This window comes from Paracoccus sp. S1E-3 (assembly GCF_013868135.1).
Lineage (GTDB): Bacteria > Pseudomonadota > Alphaproteobacteria > Rhodobacterales > Rhodobacteraceae > Paracoccus.
Genome location: NZ_JACEMU010000009.1, coordinates 62,656 through 83,325 on the forward strand (window position 1 = coordinate 62,656; position 20,670 = coordinate 83,325).

The 20,670-nt window shown below is 64.6% G+C and carries 15 protein-coding genes and 1 pseudogene; 13 read left to right on the forward strand and 3 right to left on the reverse strand.

The window, feature by feature from the left end:
• The first annotated feature begins 20 nt into the window (after window positions 1–20).
• Genes H1S04_RS12495 through H1S04_RS12505 form a run of 3 tightly spaced genes read left to right on the forward strand, consistent with a single transcriptional unit; the run spans window position 21 to window position 5,363 of the window.
• Window positions 21–776, forward strand: coding sequence for an ImuA family protein (locus tag H1S04_RS12495; RefSeq protein ID WP_181745888.1), 756 nt, complete (start codon window positions 21–23; stop codon window positions 774–776).
• Entirely contained in the window at window positions 697–2,166 is a 1,470-nt protein-coding gene (locus H1S04_RS12500) for a DNA polymerase Y family protein (RefSeq protein WP_181745889.1), read from the forward strand. Before H1S04_RS12495 ends, H1S04_RS12500 begins: the two co-directional genes overlap by 80 nt.
• On the forward strand, window positions 2,163–5,363 hold the full coding sequence (locus H1S04_RS12505; protein WP_181745890.1) for an error-prone DNA polymerase: 3,201 nt from the start codon (window positions 2,163–2,165) through the stop codon (window positions 5,361–5,363). Before H1S04_RS12500 ends, H1S04_RS12505 begins: the two co-directional genes overlap by 4 nt.
• 325 nt (window positions 5,364–5,688) lie before the next feature.
• Here the strand turns inward: H1S04_RS12505 and H1S04_RS12510 are convergent, their stop codons facing one another.
• Both H1S04_RS12510 and H1S04_RS12515 read right to left on the reverse strand, forming a co-directional pair.
• Window positions 5,689–6,954, reverse strand: coding sequence for an SLC13 family permease (locus tag H1S04_RS12510; protein WP_181745891.1), 1,266 nt, complete (start codon window positions 6,952–6,954; stop codon window positions 5,689–5,691).
• A gap of 123 nt (window positions 6,955–7,077) precedes the next feature.
• Window positions 7,078–7,992: a LysR family transcriptional regulator gene (locus tag H1S04_RS12515; RefSeq protein WP_181745892.1), complete on the reverse strand. Its 915-nt coding sequence runs from the start codon at window positions 7,990–7,992 to the stop codon at window positions 7,078–7,080.
• A 186-nt stretch (window positions 7,993–8,178) separates the two neighbouring features.
• On the opposite strand from H1S04_RS12515, the gene H1S04_RS12520 reads away from it, so the two are divergent.
• The 6 genes from H1S04_RS12520 (at window position 8,179) to H1S04_RS12545 (ending at window position 16,999) form a co-directional block, all read left to right on the forward strand.
• Complete coding sequence (locus H1S04_RS12520; protein ID WP_181745893.1) at window positions 8,179–9,252, forward strand: tartrate dehydrogenase; 1,074 nt, start codon at window positions 8,179–8,181, stop codon at window positions 9,250–9,252.
• Window positions 9,253–9,262: 10 nt separating this feature from the next.
• Complete coding sequence (locus H1S04_RS12525) at window positions 9,263–10,519, forward strand: glycerate kinase (RefSeq protein WP_181745894.1); 1,257 nt, start codon at window positions 9,263–9,265, stop codon at window positions 10,517–10,519.
• Between the two features lie 19 nt (window positions 10,520–10,538).
• Window positions 10,539–11,483 (forward strand): pyruvate kinase, encoded by a 945-nt coding sequence (pyk, locus tag H1S04_RS12530; protein WP_181745895.1) that lies wholly within the window; start codon window positions 10,539–10,541, stop codon window positions 11,481–11,483.
• 405 nt (window positions 11,484–11,888) lie between these two features.
• Window positions 11,889–12,128 carry a hypothetical protein gene (locus tag H1S04_RS12535; RefSeq protein WP_220185220.1) on the forward strand — a complete coding sequence of 80 codons (240 nt, stop codon included), beginning with the start codon at window positions 11,889–11,891 and terminating at the stop codon, window positions 12,126–12,128.
• Window positions 12,121–14,625, forward strand: coding sequence for an AAA family ATPase (locus H1S04_RS12540; protein ID WP_181745897.1), 2,505 nt, complete (start codon window positions 12,121–12,123; stop codon window positions 14,623–14,625). Before H1S04_RS12535 ends, H1S04_RS12540 begins: the two co-directional genes overlap by 8 nt.
• A gap of 52 nt (window positions 14,626–14,677) precedes the next feature.
• Window positions 14,678–16,999 (forward strand): hypothetical protein, encoded by a 2,322-nt coding sequence (locus tag H1S04_RS12545; RefSeq protein ID WP_220185221.1) that lies wholly within the window; start codon window positions 14,678–14,680, stop codon window positions 16,997–16,999.
• Between the two features lie 338 nt (window positions 17,000–17,337).
• Here the strand turns inward: H1S04_RS12545 and H1S04_RS18765 are convergent.
• Window positions 17,338–17,501: pseudogene (locus H1S04_RS18765) on the reverse strand (integrase); the annotation flags it as partial.
• 63 nt (window positions 17,502–17,564) lie between these two features.
• On the opposite strand from H1S04_RS18765, the gene H1S04_RS12550 reads away from it, so the two are divergent.
• Genes H1S04_RS12550 through H1S04_RS12565 form a run of 4 tightly spaced genes read left to right on the forward strand, consistent with a single transcriptional unit; the run spans window position 17,565 to window position 20,632 of the window.
• Complete coding sequence (locus H1S04_RS12550; RefSeq protein ID WP_181745531.1) at window positions 17,565–17,975, forward strand: transposase; 411 nt, start codon at window positions 17,565–17,567, stop codon at window positions 17,973–17,975.
• Window positions 17,972–18,322, forward strand: coding sequence for an IS66 family insertion sequence element accessory protein TnpB (gene tnpB / locus H1S04_RS12555; protein ID WP_112312267.1), 351 nt, complete (start codon window positions 17,972–17,974; stop codon window positions 18,320–18,322). Before H1S04_RS12550 ends, tnpB begins: the two co-directional genes overlap by 4 nt.
• 58 nt (window positions 18,323–18,380) lie before the next feature.
• Window positions 18,381–20,033, forward strand: coding sequence for an IS66 family transposase (locus H1S04_RS12560; protein ID WP_181745530.1), 1,653 nt, complete (start codon window positions 18,381–18,383; stop codon window positions 20,031–20,033).
• Entirely contained in the window at window positions 20,030–20,632 is a 603-nt protein-coding gene (locus H1S04_RS12565; protein WP_181745529.1) for a plasmid pRiA4b ORF-3 family protein, read from the forward strand. Before H1S04_RS12560 ends, H1S04_RS12565 begins: the two co-directional genes overlap by 4 nt.
• Window positions 20,633–20,670: the final 38 nt, after the last annotated feature.

The window sequence follows — 20,670 nt, forward strand, 5'->3', positions numbered from 1 at the left end:
TACAGGAGCCCGACACTGCCATGTCTGCGCCTCGTTCAGATCCGGCTCTCGTGGCGCTGCGGCAGCGGATCGCGGCGATCGAGGGCGATCACGGCCCGCCCTCGGCGGTGCTGCCCTTCGGTTTGGCCGAGCTTGATCGCCGCCTGCCCAAGGGCGGGCTCGCGCTTGGCTGCCTGCACGAGGTCGCGGGCGGCGGCAACGGCGCCACCGATGGGGCAGCAGCGGCCTGCTTTGCCGCCGGGATCACCGCGCGCCTGCCGGGGCAGGTGCTCTGGTGTGTGACGCAGGCCGATCTGTTCGCGCCGGGGCTGGAACAGGCCGGGCTGCCGCCGGGCCGGGTGATTCATGTCGAGGCGGGCGATGATACGGCGGTGCTGGCCTGCATGGAGGAGGGGCTGCGCCATGGCAGTCTGGCCGCCGTGGTCGCGGATGTGGCGCGGCTGTCGATGACCGCCTCGCGCCGGCTGCATCTGGCGGCCAAGACCGCTGGCACCACCGGCATCGCCCTGCGCCGCTGGCGCAGGCAGGCGGACGCCAGCGATTTTGGCCAGCCGACCGCGGCGATGACGCGCTGGCGGGTCTCAGTGCTGCCGTCCTCGCCCTTGCCTGTGCCGGGGCTGGGCCGGGCGCGCTGGCTGGTGGAACTGCTGCGCGCGCGGGCCGGGGAGTCGTTCGATCTGGAGCTGGAGGCATGTGATGGCACGGGTCATCTCGGTCTTCCTGCCGATGTGGCCGGTGGACCGGCTGCGGCGGCAGGACGGCACGCCTTCGGATAGGCCACTGGTTCTGGCAGGACGCATCGGTAGTCGCCGCGTGGTAACGGCGGTGGATGCGCTGGCCGCAGGGGTTGGCCTGCGGCCCGGCATGCCGGTCAGCAAGGCGCAGGCGCTGGTGCCGGATCTGCGGATCGCGCCTGCGAATGTGGCCGAGGATCTGGCGAGCCTCGAGCGGCTGGCCTTCTGGATCCTGCAGCGCATCGCGCCCATCGTCGCGGTCGATCCGCCGGACGGGATCGTCATCGACGCGACCGGTGCCGCGCATCTGCATGGCGGCGAAGACCCGATGCTGGAGGCGCTGACCGGCCGGCTTGCGCTGTCGGGTGTGACCGCGCGCGCGGCGGTGGCCGGAACCTGGGGCGCGGCGCATGCGCTGGCGCGGTTCGGTGGCGATCTGGAAAATATGCCGCCCGAGGCGCTGCGGCTGCCCGCCGCCACCGTGGCCGGTCTGCGCGACATGGGCTTTGGCCGCATCGGCGATCTCCTGGCGCAGCCACGCGCGCCGCTGACCCGCCGCTTTGGCCCCGAGCTGATCCGCCGCATCGACCAGATGTTTGGCGATGTGCCGGAACCGATCGATGCCCTACGGCCTGCAGACCTGATCGAGACCCGCCGCGCCTTTGCCGAACCCATTGCCGCGCCCGAGACCATCGCGCGCTATATCGCCAAGCTGGTAGCGGCACTTTGCGCGCAGCTGGAAGCGCAGGGCCTTGGCGCCCGCAGGTTGGATCTGATCTGCCACCGCACCGACCGCGAGATGCAGACCGTGCGCGTGGGCCTTGCCGTGGCGCAACGCGATCCGGCCCGCCTGACCCGGCTGCTTTGCGACAAGATCCCCACCATCGCGCCGGGCTTCGGCATCGAGATCATGACGCTCGCCGCACCCATCACCGAGCCCTTGGCGGCGCGCCAGACCAGCACGCTTGCGCCCGAGGCACCGGATCTGTCCGGTCTGATCGACATTCTGGCCAATCGCGTCGGCGCGCAGGCGATCTACCGCTTCGCGCCCGTTGACAGCGATGTGCCCGAACGGTCCAGCCGCCGGATTTCCGCCCTGGCCGAGGATAGCGGTGCGGGTTGGCCGCATCACTGGCCGCGCCCGTCGCGCCTGCTGCCGCGCCCCGAACCCATCGACACTATGGCGCTGCTGCCCGACCAGCCGCCGGTCTGGATTGCCTGGCGCGGCGTGCGCCGCCGTATCGCCCGCGCTGATGGCCCGGAACGCATCTTCGGCGAATGGTGGACCCGCGAGGCTGAGCGCATCGCCGTGCGCGATTACTTCCGCGTCGAGGATGATGCGGGCGAACGGCTGTGGATCTTTCGCGCGGGCGACGGCGAGGACGCCGCCACCGGCTCGCATCGCTGGTTCCTGCACGGGATCTTTGGATGAGATATGCCGAGCTTCAGGTCACCTCGGATTTTTCCTTCCTGCGCGGGGCATCGGATGCGGAGCATCTGTTCGCCACGGCGGCCGCCTTGGGGATCGAGGCGCTTGGCGTGGTGGACCGCAATTCCGTCGCGGGGATCGTCCGCGCATGGCAGGCGGCCAAGGCCACAGGGGTGCGGCTGGTCGCGGGCTGCCGGCTGGATCTGGCATGCGGCATCTCGGTGCTGGTCTATCCGACCGACAAAGCGGCCTGGTCACGCCTCTGTCGTTTGCTGACGCTTGGCAAATCGCGGGCGGGCAAGGCGGCCTGCCATCTGCACTGGCCGGATCTGGCCGAGCATGCCCAAGGGCTGATCGCCATCCTGATCCCCGACCAGGCCGATGACGCTTGCGCCCTGCACCTGCGCCGGTTGCGCGACGTCTTCGGCGACCTCGCCTATCTCGCCTTGACGCTGCGCCGCCGCCCGAACGACCAGCTGCGCCTGCATGATCTGGCCACGCTGGCCGCCCGCGCCTGTGTGCCCACCGTTGTCACCAATGACGTCCTGTTCCACATCCCCGCGCGCCGCATCCTGCAGGATGTGGTGACCGCCATCCGCCACAATTGCACCGTCGAGGCGCTTGGCCATCGCCGCGAACGTCACGCCGACCGCTATCTGAAGCCGCCGCAGGAAATGGCCCGCCTGTTTGAGCGCTATCCCGAGGCGGTTTCCCGCAGCATCGAGATCATGCAGCGCTGCACCTTCGACCTTGGACAGCTTCAATATCAATATCCCGAAGAACGCGACGATCCCGCGCTGACCGCGCAGGACACGTTGGCGCGCCTGACATGGGCGGGCGCGGCCGAGCGTTACCCCGAGGGCATCCCGCCCGAGGTGACACAGGCGCTGCACCATGAGCTGACCCTGATCGGCCGGCTGCACTATGCGCGCTATTTCCTGACCGTGCACAGCATCGTCCGCTATGCCCGGTCGCAGAATATCCTGTGCCAGGGGCGCGGCTCGGCGGCCAACTCGGCCGTCTGCTATGTTCTGGGCATCACCGCCATCGATCCGGGCCGCAATGACCTGCTGTTCGAACGCTTCGTCAGCGAGGAACGCCGCGAGCCGCCCGATATTGACGTCGATTTCGAACATGAGCGCCGCGAAGAGGTGATCCAGTGGATTTACCAGACCTATGGCCGCGATCATGCTGCGCTGACCGCCACCGTCATCCGCTATCGCGCCAAGGGGGCTCTGCGCGATGTCGGTAAGGCCATGGGCCTGCCCGAGGATCTGATCACCGCGCTGTCTTCGCTGATCTGGGCCTGGTCCGACGAGGGCGTCACCGATGCGCAACTGGCCGAGCTGAACCTGAACCCCGCTGACCGCCGTCTGCGCCTGACGCTTGATCTGGCCCGGCAGCTGATGGGCGCGCCGCGGCACCTGTCGCAACATCCGGGCGGCTTTGTGCTGACCCATGACCGGCTGGATGATCTGGTGCCGATCGAGCCCGCCGCAATGCAGGATCGCCAGATCATCGAATGGGACAAGGATGACATCGACGCGCTGAAGTTCATGAAGGTCGACATTCTGGCGCTTGGCATGCTGACCTGCATGGCCAAGGGGCTGGCGCTGGTGGCCGCGCACAAGGGCGCGCAATATGACCTCGCCAGCATCCCGGCCGAGGATCCGCGCACCTATGCCATGATCCGCCGGGCCGATACGCTGGGCACCTTCCAGATCGAGAGCCGGGCGCAGATGGCGATGCTGCCGCGCCTGAAGCCCCGGACCTATTACGATCTGGTCATTCAGGTCGCCATCGTGCGCCCCGGCCCGATCCAGGGTGACATGGTGCATCCCTATCTGCGCCGCCGCGCCGGGCTGGAGCCGGTGGAATATCCGCGGCCAGAGCTGCAAAAGGTGCTGGGCAAGACGCTGGGCGTGCCGCTGTTCCAGGAACAGGCCATGCGGGTCGCCATCGAATGCGCGGGCTTCACCCCGGGCGAGGCGGACATGCTCAGGAAATCCATGGCCACCTTCAAGTTCACCGGCGGCGTCAGCGCCTTCCGCGACAAGCTGATCGACGGCATGGACGCGCGCGGCTACCCGCGCGACTTCGCCGAGCGGACGTTCCGCCAGCTCGAAGGTTTTGGCTCATACGGCTTCCCCGAAAGCCATGCCGCCAGCTTTGCGCTGGTCGCCTATGCCTCGGCCTGGCTCAAATGCTGGCACCCGGATGCGTTTTGCGCGGCGCTGTTGAACAGCCAGCCGATGGGCTTTTACGCCCCGGCCCAGATCGTGCGCGATGCCCAGGCGCATGGCGTCGAGGTGCGTCCGGTCTGCGTGAACGCCTCGGATTGGGATTGCACGCTGGAGGCCACGGACGGGCGTTTCGCCGTCCGGCTGGGCCTGCGCAGGATCAAGGGGCTGGCCGAGGCCCATGCCCAGGCCATCGCCCGCGCCGCGCCCTTTGCCTCGGTCGAGGATCTCTGGCGCCGCGCCGAGGTGCCAAAACCCGCCCTGATCCGCATCGCCGAGGCGGACGGGCTCTACGCTTTCGGCCTGTCACGGCGGCAGGCGGTCTGGGCGGTCAAGGGGCTGCCCGACAGCGACCTGCCGCTGTTCTCCGCGCTTGAAGGCAACGAGCCCACCGTCCCGCTGCGCCCGATGCGTGCAGGCCGCGAGGTGGTCGAGGATTACAGCCGCACCGGCCTCTCGCTGCGCCGCCATCCGCTGGCCTTCCTGCGCGAGGATCTGACGCGGCGCCGCATCCTGACCTGCGCTGACGCCATGGCGCTGCCCAACCGCCGCTGGGCCGAGGTCGCGGGCCTGGTGCTGGTGCGCCAGCGCCCCGGATCGGCCAAGGGCACCATGTTCATCACGCTGGAAGACGAAACCGGCATCGCCAATCTCGTGGTCTGGCCCAGGGTCTTCGAGGCGAACCGCCGCATCATCCTCGCGGCCAGCATGATCGCCGCACGCGGCATAATCCAGCGCGAGGGCGAGGTTGTGCATTTTGTCGTCCATCGCCTGACCGACCTGTCAGGCGCCCTCGCCAGCGTCGGCAACCGCGGCGCCTTCCCCCCGCCGCATGGCCGGGGCGACGAGTTCCACAACGCCAGCCCCGCCCCCGACGCCCGCCACCCCAAGCCCCGAGACATGTTCATCCGCGATCTGCATCTCGACACGATCAAGGTCAGGACAAAGGATTTCAGGTGAGGGCAAAGCGGGGCATCTCAGCCATCTGCACTCGGCTAAAAACGGCCCTTTGCTGCCGTTCGAGAGGGCGCCGCGCTGTATTGCGGCATTCACCAGACCTGCCGTTCGACACCCAGTGCAGCATTCCCACCGCCTGAATGACGGCAGAGCAGACAAGGTGTGAATTCGCGGCCTCTGTGCTGATTCCGGGATTATGCACGACGCTGCAACTGGGACGTGTTCTACAGGCGGCGACCATGAGCTTTAGGCGTTGGCATCTCTGCTCTGATGTATTGAAGGCCCGCGATTTCTCGCGAGCCCATATTGGTTTCTGTGCCGATCTGACTCACGGGAAGAAGGGAAACAGGATCGGCAGCAGGATCATGGCAACCACGGTCGAGACCAGGATCAGCGGCAGGCCACATCTGGTATAGTCCAAGAAGGTGTATTTGCCCGGCCCGAGAACCATGACGTTCGCCGGCATCCCGATAGGCGTCGCATAGGCCAGTGAACCGCCAATCACCGTCGCCATCAGCACGGCGCGCGGATCGGCGCCGATCTGGGCCGAGATCGACAGGCTGATCGGCACCAGAAGCGCGGTCGTGGCGGTGTTCGACATGAAGTTCGTCATGACCACAGCCAGAAGGAAGATGACCAGCAGGAAGACGAACATCGGCGTCTCGGGACCGGTAAAGCCGAGCACGGTTTCGGCGATCACCTGACCGGCGCCGGTCTTTTCCATCGCGGTCGCCAGCGACAGGATGCCGCCGAAGAGGAAGATCGTCTTGGCATCGATGGACTGATAGGCCTCGTCCTCGCTGATGACGCCGAGCAGGATCAGGGCGATGGCACCGATGGCGCCGGTGATGTGCAACCGGATGCCGATCTGCGCCTCGAAGATCATGCCGAGGATGGTCAGGACCAGAACGACCAGCGAGGCGTTCTTCTTCCATTGCGGAACGGCAACATCAATCGGGTGCAGGCTGTCCGCCGCCATTTCCTCGGTCTTGTGGTCAGGCAGCAGCCGAAAGCCGATGGTGGCCACGAACAGGATACCGATCAGCAGGATCGGCAGGCCGACAAGCCCATATTCGAAGAAGCCGAAGCTCAGCCCCTGCTCTTGCAGAGCGGCCTGTGCGATCATGTTGCCGGGCGCGCCAATGAGGCTAAGGTTTCCGCCCAGTCCTGCAGCAAAAACGATCGGCATCAGCAATCGCGAGCGCGCGAAGCCCGATTTGGCGGCGATGCCGATCACCACCGGGATCAGCACAGCGGCGGTGCCGGTATTCGACAGAACCCCGGACATCAGCCCGGTGATCAGCATGATGGCCACGACCAGTTGCCGCTCGGTCTTCGCGAAGCGCGTGACCAGTCCGCCGATCTCGGCCGCCATGCCGGTCTGGAACAGCGCGCCGCCGATGATGAACATGTCGACGAACAGGATGACGTTGCTGTTGACGAAGCCGTCAAAGGCCTCGCCGGCGTCCAGAACGCCGGTCAGCACAAGGCTGACGCAGACGATCATGGCGGTCAGGGCCAGCGGAATCCGCTCCCACACGAACATGACGATCGCGAACAGCAGCAGCAGTAGGGTAATATTTGCAGGGTCCATGGTCTCCTCCCAGGTTGCCGGTTCTGGCCATTGGGCACAGATCGTCACCGGGATAGGCGCGTGGGACGTCGCAATAAATTCGCCGAAAATTATATTAATTATCGTGATAATTGGCGATGGCCATCAGGCGCTGCCTTCCAGCGCCGCGAGGTTCTCGTCCAGTACGGCCAGCAGGGCGTCGCGCTGAGCGTCCCGCGTTCCACGCGGCCAGGCGGCAGCCAGGATCAGCTTGCCGCGCGTGGTCCCCTCGGGCAGCAGCAGCGAGACGAAGCGGACGCCCGGAATGGCGATGCGCGAGGCCCAACGCGGCACGATCGCGATGCCGGTTCCCGTCGCGACCAGATTGACGATCGTGTGCTTCTCTTCGGCGATCTGGGCGATCCGTGCGGTCAGCCCGGCATCGGTGAAGAGCTTTATGGTCAGGTCATGCGAATGCGGTCGTGACCGGCGGTCGGGAACGATCAGCGGCTCATCGGCGATGTCGCGGACCGTCAGTTCGGCGCGATCCGCCAGCGCATGACCTTCGGGCAGCGCGACAACCGCCGTCTCGAAAAACAATGTCTGAAAATGAATTTTCGGGTCGCGAATGTCCGGCGGGCGGCAGAAGGCGATATCAAGGCTGCCACTGAGGACGCGGGGCAGCAGATGGATGGACTTCTGTTCGACCAGCTGGACTTCGATCTCAGGATGTCGTGCCCGCAGCAGCTGCAACAGCTGCGGCATCAGCCCGGCCGCCGCGCTGTCGATGGCGCCGACCTTCAGCACCGCCGTCTCGGTCCGCCTGACCGCGCGGATGCGCTGCTCGAATCGGTCGGCCTGCGCGACCAACGTGCGGGCATCGTCCAGAATCGCGGTGCCGGCCTCGGTCAGCGCGACATTGCGGGTGGTGCGCAGGAACAGCCGGGTCTCGAACCGATCCTCCAGCAGCCTGATCTGTCGGCTCAGCGAGGCTGGCAGCATGTCCATCGCCTGCGCCGCGCGCCCGAAATGCAACTGCTCGGCCACGGCCAGAAAGCACCTGATCTGCTGGATATCCATGCGCCCCTCCTCCACCGATATTATCTCACTTCTATATATAATTCTACGCAAATTGAGGAATCGCTCCGCCGGGCGCAATTTCGCCTTGTGATCGCTGCAGGGCGTCGCAGGGGAGGAGACTTGAGGGGCCATCTTGGCCCGCCCGGCGACGCGCTCGGCCCCCTTAACCGAATGAGGAGAAAACCCATGAAAACCTACAAGATCGCCTCGATCCCCGCCGATGGCATCGGTCCGGAAGTCATCGCCGCCGGGTTGCAGGCGCTGGACGCCCTGGCCCGCCGCGATGGCAGCTTCCAGTTCGACGTGACCGAATTCGACTGGAGCTCGGACCGCTACAAGAAGACCGGCGCGCTGATGCCCGAGGACGGGCCCGAACAGCTGAAAGCCTTCGACGCCATCTTCTTCGGCGCGGTCGGTGCCCCCGACGTGCCCGACCATGTGACGCTTTGGGGGCTGCGCCTGCCGATCTGCCAGGGCTTCGACCAATATGCCAATGTCCGCCCAACCAAGATCCTGCCGGGCATCCAGTCGCCGCTGGCAGGTGTCGGTCCGGGTGATCTGGACTGGGTGATCGTGCGCGAAAACTCGGAAGGCGAGTATTCGGGCATCGGCGGCCGCGCCCATCGCGGCCTGCCCGAAGAGGTCGGCACCGAGGTCTCGATCTTCACCCGCGTGGGCGTCACCCGGATCATGCGCTATGCCTTCAAGCTGGCACAGTCGCGGCCGCGCAAGCTGCTGACGGTGGTTACCAAATCCAACGCACAGCGCCACGGCATGGTCATGTGGGACGAGATCGCCGCCGAGGTGTCGAAGGACTTCCCCGATGTGACCTGGGACAAGATGCTGGTCGATGCGATGACCGTGCGCATGGTCAAGAACCCGCAGAGCCTGGATACCATCGTCGCCACCAACCTGCATGCGGATATCCTGTCCGATCTGGCAGGTGCGCTGGCCGGTAGCCTCGGGGTTGCACCGACCGGCAATATCGACCCGGAACGCCGTTTCCCCTCGATGTTCGAACCGATCCACGGCTCGGCCTTCGACATCACCGGCAAGGGCATCGCCAACCCGGTCGCGACCTTCTGGACCGCAGCGCAGATGCTGGATCATCTGGGCGAGCCCGCCGCCGCCGACCGGCTGATGCGGGCGGTCGAAAAGGTCTGTGCCGATGGTGTGCTGACCCCGGATGTCGGCGGCAGCGCCAATACCCAGCAGGTTACGGATGCCGTCGTCGAGGCGATCCGCGGCGAGAATATCTGAGGGCCGTGCCATGAGGGAGGAGGACGCGAGAGATCTGCTGAAGCGGATGCTGGATGCGGCGATTGCGGCGGCCGACCCCGCCGCCGTCCTCGCCCCGGCTCTGCCCGAGAAACCTGCCGGCCGCTGCATCGTGATCGGGGCCGGCAAATCCGCAGCGGCGATGGCGCGGGCCGTGGAACTGGCCTGGCCTGATGTTGACCTGTCGGGCGTGGTCGTCACCCGCTATGGCCACGCCGTCCCGACTGATCGGATCGTGGTCCGAGAGGCCGCGCATCCGGTCCCGGACGAGGCCGGGCACAGGGCGGCGGCGGAAATCCTCGCTACCGCGCAGGCGGCCGGACCGGATGATCTGGTGCTGGCGCTGATCTCGGGCGGCGGCTCGGCGTTGATGACGCTGCCGGCGCCGCCGCTGACGCTCGAGGACAAACGGGCGGTGAATCGGTTGCTCCTGGCCTCGGGCCTGACCATCGAGGACATGAACCGGGTGCGGCGGCGGCTGTCGCTGGTCAAGGGCGGCGGGCTGGCGCGAGCCGCCCGGCCCGCGCGGCTGGTGACGCTGGCGATCTCGGATGTGCCGGGGGATGATCCGTCGGCCATCGCCTCGGGTCCGACCGTGCCCGATCCGACGGCGGGCGAGGATCTGTCGCATCTGGTCGTCAGGTTGGGGCCGAACCTGCCTGCGGCGGCGCGCGATATCCTGCTGCGCCCTGCAGAACCGCAATCTGACTTCAGCCCCGATTTCCGCATGATCGCGACCCCGCAAATGTCACTGGAGGCGGCGGCGGAGGTCGCGCGCGCCGCTGGCATCACGCCTCTGCTTCTGGGCGACGCGCTGGAGGGCGAGGCATCCCAGCTTGGCATCGCCATGGCCGGCATCGCCCGCGCCGTCGCAGCGCATGGCACGCCTGCACCTGCCCCCGCCGTGCTGCTGTCGGGTGGCGAGACGACCGTGACCATCGGCGACCGCAAACCCGGTCGAGGCGGTCGCAATACCGAATTCCTGCTGGGTCTTGCCCTGTCGCTCGACGGTCATCCGGGCATTCATGCGCTTGCGGCGGATACGGATGGCATCGACGGCACCGAAGACGCCGCCGGCGCGATCATCGGCCCCGACACGCTGTCGCAGGCCCGCAAGAACGGGCTGAACCCGCGCGACCATCTGGACGGCCATGACAGCTACAGCCTGTTTGACCGCGTCGGCGCGCTGATCCGCACCGGTCCGACCCTGACCAATGTGAATGATTTCAGGGCGATCTTGATCGCCTGAACCCCGAAAGGAACATCCCATGATGCGAGACAGACGCGCCAGGATCGTCGCCACCGTCGGCCCGGCAAGCGCCTCGCCCGAAATGTTGCGGCAGCTTTTCCGCGACGGCGTCGACACGTTCCGGCTGAATTTCAGCCATGGCGAGCATCAGACCCATGCCGGGGTCATCGCCGCGATCCGCGCATTGGAGATCGAGGCAGGCGTGCCCATCGGCATCCTGCAAGACCTTCAGGGGCCGAAAATCAGGCTGGGCAAGCTCGGCGGCGGCCCGAAGATGCTGGAGCGCGGCCAGATCGTTGCTTTTGTGCCCTGCGAAGCCGATGACGACCTGCTGCCCTTGCCGCATCCCGAGATTTTCGCGGCACTTCGGCCCGGCCACCGGTTGTTCATCGATGACGGGCGGGTGCGGTTGACGGCGCGCCGGATTGCGCCTGAGCGGATCGAAGCCGAAGTGCTGGAGGGCGGCAAGATCAGCGACCGCAAGGGGATCAACCTGCCCGATACCGTGCTGGACCTGCCGGTCCTGACCAAAAAGGACCGTCGCGACCTGGAATTCGGGCTGGCGAATGGCGTGGATTGGGTGGCGCTCTCCTTCGTGCAGAAGGCCGGCGATCTGGACGAGATCACACGGATCATCAATGGCCGCGCCGGCTTGGTGGCCAAGATCGAAAAGCCCTCGGCGCTGGACGATATCAAGGCTATCGTTGGCAAATCCGACGCGATCATGATCGCGCGCGGCGATCTCGGCGTCGAGATCCCGCCCGAGGAGGTGCCCGCCCGCCAGAAGGAACTGATTGCGCTCTGTCGCAGCGAAAGCCGCCCGGTGATCGTCGCCACGCAGATGCTGGAATCCATGACCGCCGCGCCCGCTCCGACACGCGCCGAAGCGTCGGACGTGGCCACCGCGATCTATGACGGCGCCGATGCGGTGATGCTGTCTGCCGAAAGCGCGGCAGGCGCCTAGCCGCCGTTCAGTCCCTGGCCGATCGCCGCGGTGCAGCTTCACCAGACCAGCCATTCGTCCATCGCGCAGCATTTTCGGAGGATGAAAGTCGGTAGGGCGGACATACCCGTCATACCGTGCTCCGGATCAACACTCCGAAAGCTGCCATACGTTCAGGCACTCGGCGGCGACGGCAACTGCCCGTTTGGGTTCCTAAATCACCTTCGACCATTGACGCCTTTGCTCTCTGGTTTCACGTTGAGTTAGAGGGAATAATCAGCGCCTGAAGTTTTGCCGCCCAGCCATCTGATACTAGCGGCCTTGGTAAGTCGTCACCGTCGATGGTTCTTGGAAGGGGGGCGACAATAGGAGGGAATGATGGGACAGGATGAAACGGGGGCACCGGAAGAAGCGGCGACTCCCAATATGCTGGAGGCACTGGCCGCGCCACAGGTCGAACAGGCGGAAACGCCCAAAGTGTTCCTCGCGACCCTGTCTGGGACCCTCAAGGCTTCAGACAATGTCGATGTCGATCTTGCCGGCATCCTGTCCGATCACCTGCTGACGGTCACGCCGCATGCCAATGCCGTAGCCAATGCCAAGGCCGCGATCGCCGCGCTCGCGGCGAGGCGCGCCGCACCGGTTGAGGAGCAGGCCGATGGTTGATCCGACGCTTTTTCACTCGCTGACGCTCGAAGGCTTCCGTGCCTATCTTCAGCCCAAGACCTTCAACCTTAGTAAGAAACCGTGCCTCGCGATCTTCGCGCCCAACGGCTTCGGCAAATCGAGCGTCATTGACGCAATCGAGTTTCTGTTTTCCGAACACGGCACGCTCGAACGCCTCGGGCATCGCACTTTGAACAACCAGGCCGGACCGCCCGCCCTCGCGCACAATGCGGCGGAGGCGACGGGCATCGTGCCGATGGTCAAGTTCACAACGATCACCGGCACGGCGACGGTCGAGGGTAGCCGCACCGCCACCGGCAATCGTCGCCCGATCCATCCGGCCGCCACCGCGATGAACGCCGGATTCGTCGTCTCGCCGATCATCCGCGGCTATACGCTGCGCACCTTCGTCGAAACGCATAGTCCCGAGAATCGCTATAGCGACGTGGCAAGTTGGCTGCAGCTTTCACCGCTGGTGGAAGTGCAGAAAAACCTCCGTCTTCTGCGCCGCGATGTGAAGGCGGCTGCCGAGAGTACCACCGAACAGGTCCGCCTTGCTGGTCTGTTGCGGTCGGAAACCGCACAGGCTGTTCAGGCGTGGGATGACGCGACCGTGCTCGGTTTCGTCAACTTGAGCGTCATCGCTCCGCTCGACCCCGAGTTAACGCTCGCAGCGCTCTCCGCCCAGGACGAGGGTTATATAGAGGTCGGGAATCGTGTTGAGGCGGAGGAAAAGCGGCTTGGTCTCGCTGGCCTCAAACAGATTCGTAATTCGCTCGTCGCGCTGTGGCAAAAGATCGTCCCCGAGGACGGCGGCGACTCCGTATATTCGGGCGCCATCGAATCGTTCGAGAAGGCGCTCTCTGCGCTGTCTGACGCAAAGGCCACTGAGGTCGTTGAGCGCGAGAATGCGGCGGGCACGGTCTTCCGGTCAGTGTGGAAGGAAGCAGAGAAGTTGTTTGCTGACGACGCCACCGCGCCCGACGCATGCCCTGTCTGCGCCACGGCGATCGGTAACACTGCTGCCGGAAGCGTGCTCGCCATCCGCGATCTCCTGACGACCCACCTCGAGGATCTGCAAAGCTACAACGAGGCGAAGACCGCGCTGGACGATGCCGAGACCGCCGCCAGCCAGGCGCACAGTCGGCTGATGGCGCGTCTTCCCGCGATGATCGAGCATTTATCCGATGACGATGGCGACGGGTTCAAGACCGCGCTCATCGCCTATCAAGCCGGCGTTAACGGATGGCCGACCGTTGCCGCGCCCGATTCCTCCGCCATCGTCGCCGAGTTGGAGACGCGCCTCTCCAACCTTGATCATGAGATCGCCGACATCAAGGCGAAACAGGGCGAGCATACTTGGGTCAAGGTCAAGGCCAGCATCGACCGACTGCTTGATCTCCAAAAGGATGTGGCGCTGGCAACCCGCACCACCGAGCAGATGACCACGCTGCACGAAGCGCTCGTCGCGCAGGCCACTCTCGTCTCGGGTAAAATCCGGGACAAGGTCCAGTCGCTCCTCGATACGCTTCAGGCGCCGATGAACGACATCTACAAGGAGATCCAAGGCGCCAACGCCAAGCCGATCCGGCTTGAACTGCCTGGTGAGGACGACACCAACCAGCAGCGCATGCAGCTAGTGATCGATTTTGCGGACAATCGTCAAAGCGTCGCGCCGGGCGGCTATCTCAGCGACTCCCAGATCCATTCGGTCGCGCTCGCGCTGCGCCTCGCGGCTATCAAGAAGTTCAATAGTGCCGCACCGGTGATTGCGCTGGACGATGTCGTCACATCCTATGACGCCGATCATCGCCGCGCGATCGGTGCGCTGCTCGCGAAGATGTTCACGGACTGCCAGATCATCCTCGCCACCCACGACGAACGTTTCTTCAATCATCTGAAGGACCAGCTCGCAGCGAAGGACTGGCAGTTCACCCGCATCATCGGACTTGATCCGGCGTTTGGGCCCCGCTTCGCCGACCACAAAGTCACCGATGAGATGATCGCCGATCGCTGGGCCAAGGGCCAATCCGCCGCCAACGAGATGCGTCAAGCGGAAGAGGAATGGCTGCTGGGCATCGCCCGTGGGTTCGGCGTCAATGTCCGCATCCGACAGCTCGAAAAGGCCTATTCCTATGAGCGCTCCGAGCTGGCTTCGGCGATTGGGATGTTCCTCGGCAACCTCAAGTTAACCCCCGCCGATGTGCCGGGTGTCAACAATCGCTTCATCACCAGCCTCATCAAGGGCGATATCGAGAATTTCGGAAGCCATTTTCAGGATGCCCCTTATGGCAACGGCTCGGTCGGGGATGAGCAGACGCGGTGGGACGAGTTCAAGGCGTTCCGCAAGCAGTTCGAATGCGTATGCGGTCGCACCAAGTATCAACGGCCGTTTGGCCTTAACAAACCGGTGTGTGCGCATGATAAATGCGAGACCCAGTTCGCGTTTAAGACGCCTGTGGCGGGAGCAACTGCGGCCGACGCGGCGGGCACATGATGGGAGCGCATGAACTATCGCGATCAAGCGTCATCTATTGCGCGGTGGCCACGTGACAATCGAGGCCGGCCAAACCGAACCTGCGGAGACGAATGTGCGTTGCGCGCATGGCCCGTGGAGCGACCTTGCGCTTCATACGATCGGTTGGCGCGCCTTCCAGGATCTCTGCTCTCAAGTTTGCGAAGTGGTTCTGGGCCGCCCCGTGGAAATATTTCGCGAGGCGCAGGACGGCGGTCAGGACGCGGTATTTCTCATACCTTCGCCAAGCAATGAGCAATTCATCGGCACGGTTCAGTGCAAGCATACCTCGGATGCCGGAAAGGCGCTCAAGGTCGGCGACCTCTCCACTGAGATCGGTAACGTCGAGGAACTCGTTAATGCCGGCCAGGCGGACACCTACGTCTTCATGACCAACATGAGTGTGGATGCGCCAGTTGGGGCCGCCATGCGGGCCAAGCTGCGAGAACTTGGCGTGCGAAGGCCACACATCCTGGGCCGCCAATACATCGTCCGGGTTATTAGGAGTAGCACACGACTGCGCGCGCTCGTCCCGCAGGTCTATGGCTTGGGAGACTTGACCTCAATAGTCGACGAACGGCTGAGCGAACAGAGCCGAGCGTTGCTCGACAGCTGGATTCCGAAGCTTCGCACCTATGTTCCGACGCGGGCGCATCGCGACGCGGTCAACGCCATCTCGGAACATGGCGTGGTGCTTCTGCTCGGCAATCCGGCAAGCGGCAAGTCGGCGATCGGCGCAATCGTTTCGACGATCGCTTCGGAGAATCCGGACAACACCGTCCTTGCCCTGACCAGTCCGCGCGATTTCGAGGCAGGCTGGAATCCCAACGATCCCGGTCGCTTCTTCTGGATTGACGACGCCTTCGGCTCGAACGTGCTGCGAGACGATTACGTGCAGGACTGGACGTCGGCTTTCTCGAAGCTGCGCGCGGCGATCAAGCACGGCAACCGTTTCCTGCTGACTTCGCGCAAGCATATCTATGAGGCAGCTCGGCGCCGGCTGGGGCAGCGCAATCTTGCGCAATTCGCTGATGGCAGCGCCGTAGTCGACGTCGGTGATCTGACCTTTGAAGAGAAGGCGCAGATCCTCTATAATCACATTAATTTCGGTGAGCAGAGCCAGAGCTGGCGTTCAAGCGTCAAGCCGCACCTGGAAGCGGTCGCCGCCGTCGACGATTTCCTCCCTGGAATAGCCGAAAGGCTTGGCGATCCGAACTTCACTAAGGGGCTTGCACCTCGCGAGAGTTCGCTCGTGCGCTTCATGGAGGAACCGACCGAGCATCTTGTCGACACGGTCAGCGCTCTGGACGAGCAGCTCCAGGCCGCGCTGTATCTCGTCTACGTCCATCAGGCCGGCTTCGATCCGAACGATCATGATGCCGGCGCCGCCGAAGCAGTGGCGGAATTGACAGGTTTCAGTCTGTCTAGAATCCAGGATTGCTTTGCCGAGTTGAAGGGCTCGTTCCTAAAACGGTCCGGCGCCAGATGGACCTTCGCGCATCCAACAATCTCCGACGCCTTGACGGAGATTCTGCGGCAAAAGCCGCACATGATGGCTGCGCTCATCCGCGGCGCACCAATCGACACGATCCTCGGCAGCTTCACCTGCGAGGGCTCGCCGCTCATTCGCGACGCACTCGTGATTCCGTCCACGCTGGACGACGCGGTGGTCGCCCGGCTCAGCCGCACGCCCGATGAGACGCATCGCAACTGGATGCTCTTTCACTTCCTGTCCTACCGGGCCAGTGATGCCGTCTTCGTTAAGGTGATCACGCAGTTTCCTGACCTGCTTCCACGGCTCTGTTGGCAGGCGGATCCTGTTGCCAACGATCCTCGTTTTCGAGCCTATGCCCGCGCTCATCAATTCGGCCTGCTGCCGGATGACTTGCGGCGCGACGCAGCTCGCAGCCTGGAATCAATCGCGCTCTCCGACCTCGATACGTCGTTCTTCGCCGATGAGGCGATGCTCGCGCTCATACCGCCGATTTTCCTCATCGGCCTTGGCATGGCGCTGCGAACAATCCTGTTGCCAGCCCTTGAGGAGAAAATCGGCGAGATCACTGCGGATGCCGACCTAGACGAGGAGCCAGACAGCCATTTCAAGAAATTGCTCGGTGCTCTCGAATGTGTCGAAGAGATGGGCGTCGGTCTGGATGACGACGCGGTCAGCTTGATCGCCGACGCGCGAGATCAGGTAAAGCGCGCAATCGAAATGCTTGAAGAGCGCAGGCGGGAGCGGGATGAGGAAACCGACGACGATACGGACTGGACCCACATCGTGACGCAGAAGAGGGCAGAGCCGTCCTCGACCGATGCTGCCGTAAAGCGCTCGATCTTCGACGACGTAGATAAGTGACGACAATTATCTGCCGCAATCGGCTCGAATCGCGAACTGTCGAATAGGTCAGCGGCGTGCCCCACCTGATTTCATGTCCGCTACTAGGATTGCCCCCGACGAGCCGAACGGCGGCAATTAGAGCCCATCGCCGACACTCATGTTGGCGGCAGCAAGGCAGGCCTTTCGCTTGTGCAGCAGAAAACGCGGCCCAGAGCGGACTTTTGCGCTCAGTTCGGCGCTACATTGCAGCAATCACCAGACCTGCCATTGCATGCTTGGCGCGGCATTTTACGTTGGCCCGTTGACGGCAAGCGGCAACCACTTACTTCCGACCACGATTGTTGGTCCCCCAGTGGCAGGAACCGCTCGCGTGGGTTCTCGATCCGGCGGCGTAATCCCGATGCCGAATTGTCCTCACTCCAGCCCAGCTTTGCGCATAGGTGAACATCTTTCGGAGCACCTCGCCGACCCGGTTGGCGCACACCGGCGTTGGTTTCGATCCCTGCAGCTTGCGGGCGCGTCGTAAGCTCCCGGTGAGGACCGTCTGACGCTGAAGGCGGGATGGATGTAGGAGGCTGAAGCTATGGACACCCATAGCTTCAGTTCCCAAGTCGAGGTTCTCTCGGTGACCGATAGTGGTCGGCAGCGTCGCTGGTCGGCTGCCGAGAAGATCCGTATCGTCGAGGAAAGCCTGTCGCGCCCGCGCAGCGTGGCGCTGACGGCGCGGCGTCACGATATCTCTCGCGCGTTGCTGACGCGCTGGCGGAAGGACTATCGCGAGGGCCTTCTCGGAAATGAGCCTGCCCTGACCTTTGCGCCGGTGATGATTGCTGCCGAACCTGTGCCTGTATCGGTATCACCTGCGGCAGAGCTGGAGATCTCCGATGCCGTCACAGTCGCGATCACACTGGTGAATGGCCGGCACCTCGTGGTTCCTGCGGGAATTGACCCGGTCATTCTGGCGCGGCTGCTTCCGGTGCTGGACAGCGCATGATCGCCTTTCCGGCGGGGGCGCGCGTGTGGATTGCAGGCGGGGTGACGGACATGCGGTGCGGGATGAACAGCCTGGCGCTGAAGGTCCAGCAGGGCCTGGGTCGCGATCCGCACGGTGGCGAGATCTTCTGCTTCCGGGGGCGCAAGGGTGACCTGATCAAGGTGTTGTGGCACGACGGGGTCGGCATGTCGCTGTATCTGAAGCGGCTGGAGGCGGGGAAGTTCATCTGGCCGGTGAGCCAGAATGGCTCAGCCGTTCCGGTTTCGGCGGCGCAGCTCGGCTATCTTCTGGAAGGAATCGACTGGCGCAATCCGCGCTGGACGCAGCGGCCTGCCTCGGCGGGTTGATAGTCAAAATACCCTTGTTTTATTGGACTATTCCGGGGTTTCGTGATAGGTCTTCGGCATGTCGGAGACCACCTCGGAGATCGCTGTTCTGCGCGCCGCACTCGCCGCGGCAGAGACTCGCGCATCTGCCGCAGAGGACGCCTTGGTCGCCGCCAAGGGGGAGTTGACCCAGGTTCAGGCGATCGTCTCGGCCTCTGAAGACATGATCCGGCACCTCCGACTGCAGATCGCCAAACTCCGCCGCGAGCAATATGGCCATGGTGCCGAACGCCATGCCCGGCTGATCGAGCAACTGGAGATGCAGCTCGAAGACATCGAGACCGACATTGCCGATGACCGGGCCAAAGCCGAGGCGACGGGCCCGAGGGCGATGGTCGCGGCCTTCGAACGCCGCCGCCCAGCCCGCAAGCCGTTCCCCGAGCATTTGCCCCGCGAGCGCGTCGTGGTTAAGGCGCCGACTTCCTGCACTTGCTGTGGTTCGGCGCGCATCGTGAAGATGGGCGAGGACATCACCGAGACGCTGGAGGTGATCCCGCGGCAGTGGAAGGTCGTGCAAACCGTCCGCGAGAAGTTCACCTGCCGCGACTGCGAGAAGATCAGCCAGCCGCCAGCGCCGTTCCACCCGACACCCCGGGGCTGGGCCGGCCCGAACCTGCTGGCCATGGTGCTGTTCGAGAAGTTTGGCCAGCATCAGCCCCTGAACAGGCAGGCCGAGCGCTATGCGAAGGAGGGCGTCGAGATCAGCCTCTCGACCCTGGCCGATCAGGTCGGGGCCTGTGCCGTGGCGCTGCAGCCGATCCACGATCTGATCCGCGCCCATGTCCTCGGCGCCGAGCGATTGCATGCTGACGACACGACCGTGCCGCTGCTGGCCAAAGGTGGCACGCAAACCGCCCGGCTCTGGACCTATCTGCGGGATGACCGGCCCTTTGCCGGTGGGGCGCCGCCGGCAGCGCTCTATTACTTCTCAACCGACCGCAGGAAAGAACACCCGACCCGGCATTTGACGGGCTGGACCGGCATCCTGCAAGCTGACGCCTATGGCGGTTACAACGATCTCTATCATGCCAGCCACAGGCCCGCGCCGGTGCTGAGCGCGCTGTGCTGGTCGCATGCCCGGCGCAAGTTCTTCGAACTGGCGGATATCAAAGCCACGGCCCGCAAGGGCAGATCGGTGGCCGAGGAGATCTCGCCCATCGCGCTGGAATCGGTCAAACGCTTCGACGCCATCTTCGATGCCGAGCGCGAGATCACCGGCCTGACCGCCGAGGCCCGCCATGACGCCCGTCAGCGGCTGGTGCGCCCGATGGTCCAGGATCTGCACAACTGGTTGCGGACCGAACGCGCCCGAATGTCGAAGCACAACCCCGTCGCCAAGGCGATCAACTACATGTTCGAGGAGGACGGCCGCTGGGACGCCTTCACCTGCTTCCTCGATGATGGCCGCATCTGCCTGACGAACAACGCAGCAGAACGCGCGCTGCGGGGCGTCGCCCTCGGGCGGAAAGCCTGGCTCTTCGCCGGATCTCCGCGCGGTGGCGACCGCGCCGCCTTCATGTATTCCCTGATCGTCACGGCCAAGATGAATGACGTCGACCCGCAGGCTTGGCTGGCCGATGTCCTTGCCCGGCTGCCGGACATACCCCTGTCGCGCCTGCCGGAACTTCTTCCCTGGAACTGGTCGCAAATACCGCAAAGGAGGGCCGCATGACCCTGATCGCCCGCCTCCGGATCCTTCTGAACGACGTCGATCCTCAGCCGATGCGCCATATCGAGGTGCCGCTGAAGATCAGGCTCGACCGGCTGCATGAGGTGGTCCAGGCGGCGATGGGCTGGACGGACACCCATCTCTACGAATTCAGGGCCGGGGGGGCGGGCTGGGGCGTGCCCGGTCCGGACGGATTCTACGACGGCCCGATGCCCGCGAAGAAGGCGACGCTGCAGAAGGTGCTCGAGGATACCGGCGTCAGGACGATCCAGTATGTCTACGACTTCGGCGATGACTGGGACCACAGCATCCGGATCGAGCGGGTCACCGAGGCCACCCCGGGCGTGACCTATCCAAGGCTTCTGAAGGCCAGCGGGGCCTGCCCGCCCGAGGATGTCGGCGGTGCTCCGGGCTACGAGGAATTCCTCGAAGCCCTCGCAGATCCGGACCACGAGCAGCACGACGACATGGTCGGCTGGTCAGGTGCAACCTTCGATCCCGAAGATGCCAGGATCGACAGGATCGTCGAACGCTTTGACCAACTCGCGAAGAAATGGTCCCCGCGGCCCGGCAAGCCCAAAGCACCCAAGCCCACTCCCTGAGCACGGACACCCGTCCGCGGCCTACGCCGGATGGTTAC

Bases quoted from the DNA above. Each gene is read 5' to 3' on its own strand.
- H1S04_RS12540 (WP_181745897.1), top strand. From the start codon at position 12,121: ATGGTTGATCCGACGCTTTTTCACTCGCTGACGCTCGAAGGCTTCCGT.
- H1S04_RS12515 (WP_181745892.1), bottom strand. From the start codon at position 7,992: ATGGATATCCAGCAGATCAGGTGCTTTCTGGCCGTGGCCGAGCAGTTG.
- H1S04_RS12495 (WP_181745888.1), top strand. From the start codon at position 21: ATGTCTGCGCCTCGTTCAGATCCGGCTCTCGTGGCGCTGCGGCAGCGG.
- tnpB (WP_112312267.1), top strand. From the start codon at position 17,972: ATGATCGCCTTTCCGGCGGGGGCGCGCGTGTGGATTGCAGGCGGGGTG.
- H1S04_RS12500 (WP_181745889.1), top strand. From the start codon at position 697: ATGGCACGGGTCATCTCGGTCTTCCTGCCGATGTGGCCGGTGGACCGG.
- H1S04_RS12510 (WP_181745891.1), bottom strand. From the start codon at position 6,954: ATGGACCCTGCAAATATTACCCTACTGCTGCTGCTGTTCGCGATCGTC.
- H1S04_RS12560 (WP_181745530.1), top strand. From the start codon at position 18,381: ATGTCGGAGACCACCTCGGAGATCGCTGTTCTGCGCGCCGCACTCGCC.
- H1S04_RS12535 (WP_220185220.1), top strand. From the start codon at position 11,889: ATGCTGGAGGCACTGGCCGCGCCACAGGTCGAACAGGCGGAAACGCCC.
- H1S04_RS12520 (WP_181745893.1), top strand. From the start codon at position 8,179: ATGAAAACCTACAAGATCGCCTCGATCCCCGCCGATGGCATCGGTCCG.
- H1S04_RS12550 (WP_181745531.1), top strand. From the start codon at position 17,565: ATGGACACCCATAGCTTCAGTTCCCAAGTCGAGGTTCTCTCGGTGACC.
- pyk (WP_181745895.1), top strand. From the start codon at position 10,539: ATGATGCGAGACAGACGCGCCAGGATCGTCGCCACCGTCGGCCCGGCA.
- H1S04_RS12525 (WP_181745894.1), top strand. From the start codon at position 9,263: ATGAGGGAGGAGGACGCGAGAGATCTGCTGAAGCGGATGCTGGATGCG.
- H1S04_RS12505 (WP_181745890.1), top strand. From the start codon at position 2,163: ATGAGATATGCCGAGCTTCAGGTCACCTCGGATTTTTCCTTCCTGCGC.
- H1S04_RS12565 (WP_181745529.1), top strand. From the start codon at position 20,030: ATGACCCTGATCGCCCGCCTCCGGATCCTTCTGAACGACGTCGATCCT.